This window comes from Flavobacterium sp. SOK18b, from assembly GCF_014156605.1.
Lineage (GTDB): Bacteria > Bacteroidota > Bacteroidia > Flavobacteriales > Flavobacteriaceae > Flavobacterium > Flavobacterium tiangeerense.
In genome coordinates this window covers 1-13,708 of sequence record NZ_QKNZ01000105.1, presented here as the reverse complement: position 1 = coordinate 13,708, position 13,708 = coordinate 1, and the positions used below count along the sequence as shown (strand labels likewise).

The window sequence follows — 13,708 nt, the reverse complement described above, 5'->3', positions numbered from 1 at the left end:
TGAAGTTGCTATTATAAAATTAGTAAGACTTATTAAAAAACAAAATCATGAATTACAACGCTGTCAATAACATAGATGTACTGGAAACATGGGTTAAAAAAGCCTTAAAAATCAAGAAGAAACCCCTCAAAAATAAAAAGTTAGGTAAAAACAAAACACTAGGATTATTGTTTTTCAATTCTAGTTTAAGAACTCGATTGAGTACGCAAAAAGCAGCCTTAAATTTAGGAATGAATGTCATGGTGATGAACTTTACCAATGAAGGCTGGACCCTAGAATTTGAAGAAGGTGCTGTAATGAACTCGGGAGCCTCAGAGCATATTAAAGAAGCCGCTGCAGTTGTTTCTCAATATTGTGATGTCATTGCTATAAGAGCATTTGCTGGATTGGTTGATAAAGAAAAAGACAATGCCGAAATAGTGCTGTCTAGTTTTATAAAATATGCAACGGTTCCTATTATCAACATGGAAAGCGCCACAGGACATCCATTACAAGCACTGGCTGATGCTATTACCATTGAAGAATTTAAACCCAAGCACCTACCCAAAGTGGTTTTAACATGGGCTCCACATCCTAAAGCGTTACCTCAAGCTGTTGCCAATTCTTTTGTAGAAATGATGCAGTTACAAAAAAATATGGATTTTGTAATTACTCATCCAAAAGGGTATGAATTGAATCCTGAAATTACGAAAGATTCAAAAATTGAATACAATCAAGACAAAGCATTTAAAAACGCTGATTTTATTTATGCCAAAAATTGGAGTAATTATATTGAATACGGACAAATCACAAATTCTGATCCAAACTGGACCGTAACAGCTGAGAAAATGAAATTAACTAATGATGCAAAGTTTATGCATTGTTTGCCCGTAAGACGTAACATGATCGTATCAGATGAGGTGATTGATGGTCCTAACTCAATTGTAATTGAACAAGCCAATAATAGAACCTTCGCAGCACAATTAGTGCTTCAAAAAATATTAAAAAAATAAGGCACTGAGATGCAAAGGTTCTAAGGCACTAAGTCCTCAGAGCCATTGTATCTGAAAACCTCTGAACCTTTTTTAAATGGAAAATAAAAAACCGATAACGATAATAAAAATTGGTGGAAATGTCATTGATAACCCGATGGAATTGGCTCATTTTTTAGCAGATTTTTCTAAGATCGAAGACTACAAAGTACTCGTTCATGGCGGTGGAAAATCAGCTACAAAATTAGCCGAAAGTATGGGTTTAGTTCCACAAATGATTGATGGAAGACGCATCACCGATGCCGCCATGCTAGAAGTTGTAGTCATGATTTATGCTGGTCAAATCAACAAAAATATTGTCGCACAATTACAAGCCAATTCCACCAATGCAATCGGTTTTTCTGGAGCTGACGGGAATTTAATTCAATCACACAAACGAAATCACCCCACAATAAATTATGGTTTTGTAGGCGATGTCAATAAAGTGAATACACCGCTACTAGAAACGTTACTTGTAAACAATCTAGTACCTGTATTTTGCGCTATCACACACGATGGTAACGGACAATTATTAAACACAAACGCAGACACGATTGCCAGTGAATTAGCAATCGCTTTATCAGAAGTTTTTGAGGTAACTTTGAATTACTGTTTTGAAAAATCAGGAGTTCTATTCGATGCCGAAGACGATTCTTCAGTTATTGAAAACATGAATCCCGAATTATATGCAAAATTAAAGGCAGAAAAAGCCATACATTCCGGAATGATTCCCAAACTGGACAACTGTTTTAATAGTTTAAACAAAGGAGTTCAAAAAATAAAAATAGGGCATCACCGCATGTTGCAAGATGCAACGGCTATTTGTACAAATATCAAATTATAAAAAGTGAAACACGAGTCTCACCGATTTTGAAAAAATTTCTTTTCAATTTAAAAAACCGGTTAATCTGTGGCTAAAATAAGTATGAAAAACATAGAAATCCTTACACAAGAAGCCATTGCGCTATTAAAAGCACTGATTGAAACACCTTCATTTTCCAGTGAAGAAGATCAAACAGCACTTTTAATCGAAAATTGGTTTACACAAAATAACATCCCTTTTAAACGCGAGAATAATAATCTTTGGGCTTTCAACAAATATTTTGATGCTACAAAGCCTACGCTATTATTGAATTCTCACCACGACACGGTAAACCCAAATCAAGGCTATACCAATGATCCTTTTCAAGCCATTGAAAAAGAGGGTAAATTATTTGGTTTAGGCAGCAATGATGCTGGCGGATGTTTGGTTTCTCTTTTAGCTACTTTTGTTCATTTTTATTCCCATGAAAATTTACCTTACAATATAGTAATGGTAGCCTCAGCCGAAGAGGAAAGCAGTGGAAGAAACGGCTTAAACAGTGTTTTAAAGCACTTGCCTGAACTGGATTGTGCCATTGTGGGGGAACCTACTTTAATGCAATTAGCCATAGCCGAAAAAGGTTTATTAGTTCTCGATGTTATCGTTAAAGGTACCGCCAGTCATGCCGCACATCAAAATCTTGATAATTCCATTTACAAAGCAATTCCCGTAATCGAGTGGTTTAATGGCTACAATTTCGAAAAAATTTCTGAGGTTTTAGGTCCTGTTAAAATGACCGTAACCCAAATTAATGCCGGAAAACAACACAATGTAGTGCCTGCAGAATGTCATTTGGTTGTAGATATCAGGGTAAATGATTGTTACAGCAATCAAGAAATTCTAAATACCGTGAGAGAAAATGTAGCTGCTGAAATTAATCCAAGGTCTATGCATTTAAACGCTTCTTCCATTCCTGTTTCTCATGGATTGGTGCAGGCCGGAATCGCATTAGGAAGAACCACCTACGGCTCGCCTACCCTTTCAGATCAATCAGTCTTGAGTTGTAAATCATTGAAACTAGGGCCTGGTGAAACCCTTCGGTCACACTCCGCAAACGAATTTATATTTATACATGAAATAACAGAAGGAATACAACTGTATATCAACATACTAACTGATTTTTTCAAACAATAAAATGATTAGGAGCTAATCCCGCTATCCGTTACAATCTTTTATTTTTTTAAAGAAAAAAAATAAAAGGATTTTCACTATTATCGGGGCTATGAAAACGATTCCTACAGATCATGCAAGTTTCAAGATGAAACTTTAAACCTGAAACAAAAAACAATATGAAACTTTGGGAAAAAGGAATACCAACAGATAAACAAATTGAGCATTTCACTGTGGGAAACGACAGGGAACTGGACTTGGTTCTAGCAAAATACGATGCTTTAGGTTCAATTGCACACGCTAAAATGCTCGGAAACATTGGTTTATTGACAGCTATTGAAACAGATATGTTAGTAGCCGCTTTGAACGAGATCATTGCTGATGTTGCTGCTGGAAATTTCACAATTGAAGATTCCTTTGAAGATGTGCATTCGAAGATTGAATATTTGCTAACAGAAAAATTAGGCGATGCCGGAAAAAAAATTCATACCGCGCGTTCCCGCAACGATCAAGTTTTAGTAGATGTAAATTTATATTTGAAAGATGTAGTAAAAGACCTAAAAGCTCAAGTAAAAAACCTTTTTGATTTACTGATGGCATCAGCAGAAAAGCACCAGAATGTATTGTTGCCAGGATACACGCATCTTCAAATTGCAATGCCTTCCTCTTTTGGGATGTGGTTTTCTGCTTACGCCGAAACTTTAATTGATGATATCACAATGCTGAATGCCGCTTTGAAAATTGTAGACCAAAATCCATTGGGATCTGCCGCAGGCTACGGGAGCTCCTTCCCTATTGATAGAACTTTTACAACGCAAGAACTGGGTTTTGAAACTTTAAAATTCAATTCAGTTGCCGCTCAAATGAGCCGTGGCAAATCAGAAAAAACGGTCGCTTTTGCTATGAGTAGCGTGGCTGCAACTTTAGCTAAATTTTCTATGGATGTTTGTTTGTATATGAGTCAGAATTTTGATTTCATCACTTTACCATCGCATCTTACAACAGGTTCCAGCATCATGCCGCACAAAAAAAACCCAGATGTTTTTGAGTTAATTAGAGGAAAATGCAATAAAATTCAAGCCTTACCTTACGAAATTACGTTAATTACAAACAACTTGCCGAGTGGTTATCACAGAGATTTACAATTGTTGAAAGAGGGATTATTTCCAGCCATTCAAAACCTGAAAGCCTGCTTAGATATTGCAATTTTCTCCATAAAAGACATTGAAGTAAAAGAAAATATTCTTGCCGATCCAAAATACAATTATTTGTTTACGGTTGACACTTTAAATGAAATGGTAGTTGCTGGAACTCCTTTTAGAGATGCATACAAAGCCGTTGCAGAACAATTGGAAAACGGAACTTTTACATCCCCAAAAGAAACCAAACACACACATGAAGGCAGTATCAACAATCTATGTTTGAACGAGATTATAGAAAAAATGAGATTGGCCTACTACTAAATAACAATCATAACTATTTTTATAAATCCATTCTGTAAAAAGAATGGATTTTTTTGTTTCAATAAAATTCAACCTTAATAAATTATACTCTTATTGAGAAGTTAACACTTTAAACCTATATTTGAGTTTAAATTTCAAGATAGTATGAATATGAAAAAGTTTGAAGAAGAGGCAACGAAAAGTCTTTTAGAAAAAGAATTAATAACCCCTGAACAATATGATCAAGTACAGGCCTATCGAAATTTAAATCTTTTTTCATTACATACTGAGCTTAAATTATTCTTGTACGCCTCTGTATTACTATTTACATCAGGTATCGGTATTTTAATTTACCAAAACATAGATAGCATTGGACATATCGCTATTTTGGCTATATTATTATTGATTACCGTTTTTTGTTTTTACTTCAGTTTTAAAAACGCCATCGGATTTAAAAAACAACAAACTCAATTTGAAAATCCTATTTTTGATTACCTCATTTTAGCGGCAGTATTATTAAGTTGCATTTTTGTTGGCTATTTACAATTTCAATACACTGTTTTTGGTACCCATTACGGATTAGCTACTGTTGTTCCTACTGTAATAGCTTTCTTCTGTGCTTATTATTTTGATAATAAAAGTATCTTATCAATCGCAATCACGGGTTTAGCAGCATATATTGGTTTATCCGTTTCTCCACAGTCTTTACTTCACAATGATTTTAACGAAAACAATACCCTGAGCTATTCAGCTATTTCATTAGGTATTTCATTAGTAATTTGGACTATTTACAGTTCAAAAAATGACTTAAAAAAACATTTTAGCTTAGTATTTCTCACTTTTGCTTTGCACATTATAAGCATCGCTTGTATCAATAATTTATTCGATAGCTATTGGGGCATTTTTATAATACTATTGGCTGGTTTCTGCTACTATTTTTACCGTACCAGTTACCTCATTAAATCGGTTTCATTGTTTGTCTTTACCTTAATTTATGCCTATATCGGTCTAAATATATTCTTGTTCAAATTATTAGAATTTAGCAATATTGATAGCGAATTGTTTATCTCTTTCTTTTTCTTAGTTCCCTTTTACTTTATTGGTTCTATCATTTACTTTATTCGACTTATTAAACAATTCAATAAAAAAGCTAGTCATGATACAATATAAAAAAACCGAATTAGAGCAAGAGTTTCTAGTTTCAGAAGGACGATCTTTAAAAAATGCAGGATTTATAGATGAAAGTCAGTTTCGCTTAATTGATAAAAATTTAACCATTCTTAAAAGTCAAAAAAACATCTTAATACGAATTGGATTTTTTCTGTTAGGTAGCTTTTTATACTCCTCCATTTGTGGCTTTCTTACTCTAATTAGCCTAGATTCAATGAATGAAAATTATCAATTTCTGGTTTATCTTTTTGCTATTATTGGTTTCATTGGCACTGAAGTTTTAACCAATCAAAAATATTATGGTTATGGCCTTGACGATGCTTTTCTATTGGGCGCTCTATTGTGCTTAGCAATTGCAATAGGCATTTCAACAGACGGAAACAAACTTACCATTTCCTTAATACTCTCGATAACCTCTTTGCTTTGTTTTCTTAGATATGTACAGCTATCAATGGTTATCTTATTTTGTGTAACACTAACTTGTTCAATACTTTTCTTGATGTTTGAATTAGGCGCTTTCGCAAAAACTATACTGCCTTTTACTATGATGTTTTTTGCAATTGCTATCTATTTTGGCAGCAAAAAACTATTAGCAAGATTAACACTCCCATTTTATTATAATAGCATTGTTTTTACACAAGCTTTTGCACTGATTTTATTTTACATATCAGGAAATTATATGGTGGTTAGAGAACTTTCAAGTGAATTAATGGGTATAATTGTTACTGCAAATAACGAAATCCCGTTTGCCTTTTTCTTTTATGGATTTACGTTTATAATTCCAGTGAGTTATTTGGTTTTGTCTTTATACAAAAAAGACCGCTTTATGCTTTGGATAGGAATAATATCTCTTTGTATTTCTATATACACCATCCGGTTTTACTATGCCATTTTACCGCTTGAAATAGCCCTAACCATTGGTGGTTTGGTATTATTTGCATTTACTTTTTTTTCTATAAAAAAGATTAAAAACAATACTAATGGTGTTACTTTTCAACCAGATCGTTTCTCACACGGAAATCTATTTGGCACTGCCGAAATACTTATGGCGACACAATTGGGATTAAAACCTGAAACTACGGTGGAATCTCCAATGGAATTTGGTGATGGAAGTTTCAGTGGTGGAGGTTCTGGAGGAAGTTATTAAGGTAGATGTATTCAACTTAAATAATATTTTTAAAATCAAAACCTAACCATTGCAACTCTCATCATGTTTTGCTGCAGCATTATATTGTGAAAAAACAAGGTGTTAAAATTACAATAGTGATTTTTATAAGATGAAATATTAATAATTGAAATGTCTACTGGTAACACTATTTCTTGTTTTACAGCCTATCCGTTTACTTTTCTTGGATTCCAATAAACTTCTGTTTTAAAACAAAATAAAACCGCAAATTCACAAATTAGATTTTAATCTTTAATTTGCGAATGTGCAGTTTTTACAATAAGGTATTTAACCTAGAATTTAATATTACCTGTTTTAAGATAAATCGCTGAATTTTTTATGGAGTTACCAATCGCATTATTAAGTGCTTGTTCAAATGCAAAAAGACCTACGCCTGCGCTTCCTTTTGACACAAAATCCAATACTTTTTTTCGTGTCTTGACATCGTAAATCTGAAAATGAGAATTTACAATACAACTTTCACTTTGACCGCCACCTCTCATTCCCATACCACCGCCAGCCATTGGCATCATTACGCCAGGATTCCCTTGAATGCTGTTAGTAATTTCATGACGCAAAATTCTTATCAAATAATCAGCAGTTGAATTTGTAAATAAAGAATCTACTTTTTTTTGTTGCTCCTGATTGACTGTGAAAGTATCATTAGCAAGAAATTCTAATGATCTATCGTATTTAACGTTACCAAAAATATTCTCATTTTTCAATGTAATTGCAAATAGACTATCAAACTGCTGGATAAAATCTTCTTTTTGTTTATACTTTTTGCTAAATGTCTTGGTAAATTCGTTTACCAATACTTCATCACTACTTACTAGTAATGCTGTTTTATTGGTACCAAAAAGAAATTCGGAACTATTATAGGGTTTAACTTCATTAATTCGAGTAGCTGTACAAGACACTAATAATTGGATACTTATTACTCCTGCTATTAACAAATTATTTATTTTCATTTATGCTATTTTTCGTATCGACTATTTTTAAAATACAACAAAGATTACTTACAGTTTCGTCCCCAATTCTCCAGCATCAATATCACTGTGAGAAACATTGTATACTGCCTTACCATCTTGAATCAAAATCAATTGTGGTGATTGATGTGTAACCCCAAAGCGGGAAGCAATTTCATTAGAAACATCTCTAAAAGCAATTAAATCTAAAAAATAAGGCGTCACTTTCTCAGGAAAGTTAAACTCATTCTCAAACTGTTTCAAAGCCATTCTACTCACACTACAACGAGTACTATGTTTAAAAATTGCAACAGGTTTTACTTGAGATTGGGCTACTATTTCATCTAGTTGTTCTAATGCTTGCAAAGGCTCCCAAGTCATTGAATTTGTTTGGTCATTAGAATCACTACTACCAAAAATATTTTTAAAAAAACTCATAATTTGTCGGTTTTTCAGTCATTTTGTCTGTTTAATATGATATAAATCATATTTAATAAGCCATTTTGTCTGTAATTTTACTGTGGAATATTAATTGAATAATCAGATACAAAGATAAAATAAATTAATAAGAAACAGTGATTAAAGTATTTTACTAACAAAAACAGGCAAAAACTTGTTGCAAAAAACTAAAAAAATGAATATCAATAAATTTACCATCAAATCTCAAGAAGCTATCCAACTTTCGCAACAATTAGCACAAAGTTATGGACAGCAACAAATTGAAAACGAACATCTTTTTAAAGCAATTTTAGAAGTTGATGAAAACGTAGCACCATTTATATTAAAAAAACAAAATGTAAATGTTCCCTTATTTATTCAAATACTTGAAAGTACAATTCAAAGTTTCCCGAAAGTTACTGGTGCCGAAATAATGCTTTCTAGAACTGCAAATACCACGCTAAACGAAGCCGAAATAATTGCAAAAAAAATGAATGATGAGTACGTTTCGGTAGAGCACTTGATACTTGCTATTTTTAACTCGAAGACTAAAGCGTCTCAGATTTTAAAAGATCAAGGTGTGACCGAAAAAGGATTGAAAGCCGCAATTGATGAACTGAGAAAAGGAGAGCGTGTAACCTCGGCTTCTGCTGAGGAGACTTATAATTCTTTGAATAAATACGCCAAAAATCTAAACGAACTTGCTAAATCTGGTAAGCTAGATCCTGTGATAGGTCGTGACGAAGAAATTAGACGTGTATTACAAATATTAACGCGCAGAACCAAAAATAATCCCATGCTGGTAGGAGAACCCGGAGTTGGTAAAACTGCCATTGCGGAAGGATTAGCTCATAGAATTGTGGATGGCGATGTTCCTGAAAATCTAAAAGATAAAATTGTATTTTCACTAGATATGGGTGCTTTAATCGCAGGAGCTAAATACAAAGGCGAGTTTGAAGAACGATTAAAATCAGTGGTGAAAGAAGTAACTTCCGCAAATGGTGACATTGTTTTATTTATAGACGAAATTCACACACTAGTTGGTGCAGGTGGCGGCGAAGGTGCTATGGATGCGGCAAATATTTTAAAACCAGCATTGGCACGTGGAGAATTACGCGCTATTGGGGCAACTACATTAGACGAATACCAAAAATATTTTGAAAAGGATAAAGCATTAGAAAGACGTTTCCAAAAAATACAAATTGAAGAGCCAGATACTGATAGTGCTATCTCCATACTTCGTGGTATTAAGGAAAAATACGAAACCCACCACAAAGTTCAAATTAAAGACGAAGCAATTATTGCCGCTGTTGAATTATCCCAACGTTACATCACAAACCGATTTTTACCAGACAAAGCCATCGATTTAATGGACGAAGCAGCTTCTAAAATCCGAATGGAAATTAACTCAAAACCAGAAGAGCTGGATGTTTTGGATCGAAAAATAATGCAACTTGAAATTGAGATTGAAGCCATTAAAAGAGAAAAAGATGAAAGTAAACTCAAATCTCTTGGTCTAGAACTGGCTAATCTTAAAGAGGATAGAAATACAATTTACACTAAGTGGAAATCAGAAAAAGACGTTGTTGATGGCATTCAATTGATTAAAAAAGAAATTGAAGATTATAAATATGATGCTGAACGCGCTGAACGCGATGGAGACTACGGAAAAGTAGCCGAAATACGTTACGGTAAAATTAAAGAAGCTCAAGAACGACTTGAAATTTTACATCAAGAACTTATTGTTAATCAAGCCGGTGGAAGTTCCTTAATTAAAGAAGAGGTTACACGCGAGGATATTGCTGAAGTTGTAGCAAAATGGACTGGTATTCCTGTGCAAAAAATGCTTCAAGGTGAAAGAGAGAAACTTTTACATCTTGAAGAAGAATTACACCGCCGTGTAGTAGGTCAAGAGGAAGCCATTGAAGCCGTAAGCGATGCCGTACGAAGAAGTCGTGCAGGATTACAGGACATGAAAAAACCGGTGGGAACCTTTCTTTTCCTTGGGACAACAGGAGTGGGAAAAACCGAATTGGCAAAAGCCTTAGCCGAATACTTATTTGATGATGAAAACGCTATGACTAGAATTGATATGAGCGAATATCAAGAACGCCATAGTGTAAGCAGATTAGTGGGTGCGCCTCCAGGATATGTGGGTTATGACGAAGGCGGTCAACTAACAGAAGCGGTACGTAGAAAACCATATTCTGTTATTTTATTGGATGAAATTGAAAAAGCACATCCAGATACTTTCAATATTTTATTGCAGGTACTTGATGAAGGACGTTTAACAGATAATAAAGGTCGTCTTGCTGATTTTAAGAATACCATTATCATCATGACATCTAATATGGGTAGCCAAATCATTCAAGATAAGTTTGAGAACTTAAAAGGAAATGTTGAGGCTGCTACCGAGGCAGCCAAAGTTGAAGTTTTAGGTTTATTGAAACAAACTGTCCGACCAGAATTTATTAATCGTATTGATGAAATTGTTATGTTTACTCCTTTGACAAATGCTAACATTACTAAAATTGTTAGTTTACAACTTAAATCTGTAACTAAAATGTTGGCACTACAAAACATCACTATGGATGCCACACCTGAAGCAATTACTTATTTAAGTACTAAAGGCTATGATCCGCAATTTGGTGCCAGACCAGTAAAACGTGTCATTCAGCGTGAAGTCCTTAATGCTTTATCCAAAGAAATCCTTGCTGGAAAAATAACTACCGATAGCATTATATTGCTTGATGCATTTGATAACAAACTAGTCTTTAGGAATCAAAGTGAGTTAGTTTCTTAAATTTTTTTAACCACCAGTTTGACACTGGTGGTTTCTTTTTTTGCTTCAATGATTCATTATAAATTGAAGCCTCTCCCTAATTAAGACATGAAGATTTTAACTAGTGTAAATTTTTACTTTTTGGCATTTTTAAAATTAATTTTTAAATAAAAAGTTTTAGCTTCGCAAAACATAAATATTAAAAATAAAACACCCTAAAAATTCATAATTAGGGTAATCAAACAACTTTTAAAAAGAACATAATGGCATCAGGTTTCTTCGTACTTTTGGATGATATAGCTGCAATAATGGATGACGTTGCTGTAATGAGTAAAGTAGCTGCAAAAAAAACTGCAGGTATTTTAGGAGATGATTTAGCTGTAAACGCTGAAAAAGCTTCAGGATTTATTTCCTCTAGAGAATTACCAGTTTTGTGGGCTATTGCCAAAGGATCTCTGTTAAATAAAATCATAATTTTACCTATAGCTTTTTTATTGAGTCACTATTTACCAATTGCTGTAATCGTAGTACTTGTGCTAGGAGGAATCTATCTGGCCTATGAAGGAGCTGAAAAAATATTTGAATATTTTTTTCCACATGAACATAAACATGAAGATATAACAGCACAGCCCATGACCGAAGAAGAGATTCTATCTCTTGAGAAAGAGAAAATTAAATCTGCAATTGTAACTGATTTCATTTTATCTGTAGAAATAGTAATTATCGCTCTAGGAACAGTAATAGAAAAACCTATTTCATCCCAAATAGTGGTAGTTTCCATCATTGCACTCGTAGCAACAATAGGTGTTTACGGAATTGTAGGTCTTATTGTTCGTATGGACGAAGCAGGTCTTAAATTAATCAGTATGAGCAAAAATGAAAACAGTATGGGAACAAAAATTGGTACTGTTTTAGTAAAAGCTTTACCTGTGGTTATTAAAAGCTTATCAGTAATTGGTACAATAGCTTTATTACTTGTTGCTGGAGGTATTTTTATGCATCAAATTCCTTTTTTACATGGGATATTACCTCAAATACCTTCAATCATAACTGAATTTACTGTAGCATTAATCATTGGATTAATTACACTAGGTTTTGTAATGCTTTTCAAAAAGCTATTTGCAAAAAAATAAACAACACTTTTCATTTTTAATCAATTTTGCTTTTGAATAATTAATCCCTAAGTCAAAGCTAACTGCAAATAAATCGTAACATTATTAATTTTCAGCATTATGGACATCGTAAAATTTAAAATCACTCCCAAAACAATTAAAGTTGAAGTGCGTAACTCTAATAATTATGTTTTTGATTTTAACAATTCAGTATCCATTGCCAAAGAAGATAAAGATGTACTTTTGAAACTCTATAATGCGCTTGATTTACTTTTTAAAAAAGAAACTCCAGTAGATTTAAAAAATTATATTGCTCCCAATCAAACTAATATTTTAGATCAAATTAAAGAAGTAGGTGAAGCAAATGAATAATAAAAAAAAATAAAAGGCCGTTTCTAAATAAGAAACAGCCTTTTTTATGTTTTGTAAAGTGCTCTTAGTTGGTTATTTACTAATATAAATAATTTAAAGCAGTAAGATCGTTACTATTAAAAGCTCCTGTATCACTTGAACTAAAACATGCTCTCATGTAAGAAGTTGCATCATAACCAGATGGTGTTCCAGGAATAAGTACGGCTCCCACGCCACCGTCACCTTCACTTGTATTTGATCCACAACTCTGACGGCTAAACCAGTCTGTGTGACGCAAACCTATACAATGTCCAATTTCGTGAGCAGCTACATGAGAATTCACACCTACAGAATATGTATCCATTCCTGAATATAATGTAACTGAATTAAAAGGCGCACCTCCAGATGGGAATCCAGCTACTCCACCTGCACTACCGGTAGCTCTTCTAACAACGATATTCGCACCTGTTGTGTTTGAACTAAAAGTTAATGTAAAAGTAAGTGTCAAACCTAAACTATTGTATCTATTTACAGCAGCCTGTAATCCAGAACGCATGTTAGCACTTAAAGCAGAAGTACCAGTTCCTGATAAACCTACTATTTTAATAGTTCTAGGTCCTGAAACAAGGTTATTAGTTCGGTACTGCTCAGTTGTTATACCACCATGCAAGTCCATTTTATTTAATTGATCTTTGGTCATAACAATATCGCCTTCTATTAAGAAAGCATCTTCTGTTGTTCCATTTGGATTAGTATGCTTAACCACTTTCACATCTTTATTATTAAAAGACAGAGCACTAATTTTAGCTAGAATTTCAGGAGTTATTTTAGTTGCTTCAAGATTTGTTTGATTGGTTTCATCATCTTTACTACAAGATATAAATGCCATAACTGCGCATGACATTACTAAAATTGATTTAATTTTTTTCATTGTTTTTGGTTATTTTGGGGTTAATTAATGAATTGTATTTTTGAACACTTTACAAAATCATTACATCGAAAGTAGACAATTATTTTTGTACGAATATAACAATTTAAATAATATAACAATTTTAACATTTATTGTTATATTATTTTACATAAAAAGCTCGCAAAGCCAGTAAATACGTTTTAGGCTTATTTTGCTTTTTTAATAATACATCAATCAAATTGTTAAATAAAAACACTTTATGCGATTATGATTAAAACAAAATCAGGTTATTTGAATTATTTATCAATTTATGTAAAACAAGTTCTATTTAATTTGTTTAAATTTGATTTTTATAATCAGCTGTACCAAATCTTAATTTAAACAAAAT

12 protein-coding genes are annotated in these 13,708 nt (G+C 33.1%); 9 read left to right on the top strand and 3 right to left on the bottom strand.

Going from position 1 to position 13,708, the window contains the following annotated elements:
• Positions 1-47 precede the first annotated feature (47 nt).
• From DNC80_RS13740 to DNC80_RS13715, 6 genes are all read left to right on the top strand, one after another.
• Positions 48-992 carry an N-acetylornithine carbamoyltransferase gene (locus tag DNC80_RS13740; RefSeq protein WP_182651705.1) on the top strand — a complete coding sequence of 315 codons (945 nt, stop codon included), beginning with the start codon at positions 48-50 and terminating at the stop codon, positions 990-992.
• A gap of 76 nt (positions 993-1,068) precedes the next feature.
• Positions 1,069-1,854, top strand: coding sequence for an acetylglutamate kinase (argB, locus tag DNC80_RS13735; RefSeq protein WP_182651704.1), 786 nt, complete (start codon positions 1,069-1,071; stop codon positions 1,852-1,854).
• A gap of 81 nt (positions 1,855-1,935) precedes the next feature.
• Positions 1,936-3,006 carry a M20 family metallo-hydrolase gene (locus DNC80_RS13730; RefSeq protein ID WP_182651703.1) on the top strand — a complete coding sequence of 357 codons (1,071 nt, stop codon included), beginning with the start codon at positions 1,936-1,938 and terminating at the stop codon, positions 3,004-3,006.
• 155 nt (positions 3,007-3,161) lie between these two features.
• Positions 3,162-4,445, top strand: coding sequence for an argininosuccinate lyase (gene argH, locus DNC80_RS13725; protein ID WP_182651702.1), 1,284 nt, complete (start codon positions 3,162-3,164; stop codon positions 4,443-4,445).
• Between the two features lie 150 nt (positions 4,446-4,595).
• Entirely contained in the window at positions 4,596-5,594 is a 999-nt protein-coding gene (locus tag DNC80_RS13720) for a DUF2157 domain-containing protein (RefSeq protein ID WP_182651701.1), read from the top strand.
• On the top strand, positions 5,581-6,741 hold the full coding sequence (locus tag DNC80_RS13715) for a hypothetical protein (RefSeq protein WP_182651700.1): 1,161 nt from the start codon (positions 5,581-5,583) through the stop codon (positions 6,739-6,741). Before DNC80_RS13720 ends, DNC80_RS13715 begins: the two co-directional genes overlap by 14 nt.
• A 311-nt stretch (positions 6,742-7,052) precedes the next feature.
• Here DNC80_RS13715 and DNC80_RS13710 read toward each other — a convergent pair whose 3' ends face one another.
• Positions 7,053-7,730 carry a hypothetical protein gene (locus tag DNC80_RS13710; protein ID WP_182651699.1) on the bottom strand — a complete coding sequence of 226 codons (678 nt, stop codon included), beginning with the start codon at positions 7,728-7,730 and terminating at the stop codon, positions 7,053-7,055.
• A gap of 48 nt (positions 7,731-7,778) precedes the next feature.
• The gene (ytxJ, locus tag DNC80_RS13705; protein WP_182651698.1) at positions 7,779-8,165 is read right to left on the bottom strand and encodes a bacillithiol system redox-active protein YtxJ; all 387 of its coding nucleotides are present in this window, start codon (positions 8,163-8,165) and stop codon (positions 7,779-7,781) included.
• A gap of 196 nt (positions 8,166-8,361) precedes the next feature.
• Here ytxJ and clpB point away from each other — a divergent pair, with 196 nt between their 5' ends.
• From clpB to DNC80_RS13690, 3 genes are all read left to right on the top strand, one after another.
• A complete protein-coding gene (gene clpB, locus DNC80_RS13700) occupies positions 8,362-10,968 on the top strand; it encodes an ATP-dependent chaperone ClpB (RefSeq protein WP_182651697.1) in 2,607 nt (868 codons plus the stop codon).
• 242 nt (positions 10,969-11,210) lie between these two features.
• Positions 11,211-12,080 (top strand): DUF808 domain-containing protein, encoded by an 870-nt coding sequence (locus tag DNC80_RS13695; RefSeq protein WP_182651696.1) that lies wholly within the window; start codon positions 11,211-11,213, stop codon positions 12,078-12,080.
• A 99-nt stretch (positions 12,081-12,179) separates the two neighbouring features.
• Complete coding sequence (locus DNC80_RS13690; protein ID WP_144891771.1) at positions 12,180-12,431, top strand: hypothetical protein; 252 nt, start codon at positions 12,180-12,182, stop codon at positions 12,429-12,431.
• Positions 12,432-12,510: 79 nt separating this feature from the next.
• On the opposite strand, the gene DNC80_RS13685 is transcribed toward DNC80_RS13690, so the two are convergent.
• Positions 12,511-13,341: a M57 family metalloprotease gene (locus tag DNC80_RS13685; RefSeq protein ID WP_182651695.1), complete on the bottom strand. Its 831-nt coding sequence runs from the start codon at positions 13,339-13,341 to the stop codon at positions 12,511-12,513.
• Positions 13,342-13,708: the final 367 nt, after the last annotated feature.

Bases quoted from the DNA above. Each gene is read 5' to 3' on its own strand.
- DNC80_RS13740 (WP_182651705.1), top strand. From the start codon at position 48: ATGAATTACAACGCTGTCAATAACATAGATGTACTGGAAACATGGGTT.
- argB (WP_182651704.1), top strand. From the start codon at position 1,069: ATGGAAAATAAAAAACCGATAACGATAATAAAAATTGGTGGAAATGTC.
- DNC80_RS13730 (WP_182651703.1), top strand. From the start codon at position 1,936: ATGAAAAACATAGAAATCCTTACACAAGAAGCCATTGCGCTATTAAAA.
- argH (WP_182651702.1), top strand. From the start codon at position 3,162: ATGAAACTTTGGGAAAAAGGAATACCAACAGATAAACAAATTGAGCAT.
- DNC80_RS13720 (WP_182651701.1), top strand. From the start codon at position 4,596: ATGAAAAAGTTTGAAGAAGAGGCAACGAAAAGTCTTTTAGAAAAAGAA.
- DNC80_RS13715 (WP_182651700.1), top strand. From the start codon at position 5,581: ATGATACAATATAAAAAAACCGAATTAGAGCAAGAGTTTCTAGTTTCA.
- DNC80_RS13710 (WP_182651699.1), bottom strand. From the start codon at position 7,730: ATGAAAATAAATAATTTGTTAATAGCAGGAGTAATAAGTATCCAATTA.
- ytxJ (WP_182651698.1), bottom strand. From the start codon at position 8,165: ATGAGTTTTTTTAAAAATATTTTTGGTAGTAGTGATTCTAATGACCAA.
- clpB (WP_182651697.1), top strand. From the start codon at position 8,362: ATGAATATCAATAAATTTACCATCAAATCTCAAGAAGCTATCCAACTT.
- DNC80_RS13695 (WP_182651696.1), top strand. From the start codon at position 11,211: ATGGCATCAGGTTTCTTCGTACTTTTGGATGATATAGCTGCAATAATG.
- DNC80_RS13690 (WP_144891771.1), top strand. From the start codon at position 12,180: ATGGACATCGTAAAATTTAAAATCACTCCCAAAACAATTAAAGTTGAA.
- DNC80_RS13685 (WP_182651695.1), bottom strand. From the start codon at position 13,341: ATGAAAAAAATTAAATCAATTTTAGTAATGTCATGCGCAGTTATGGCA.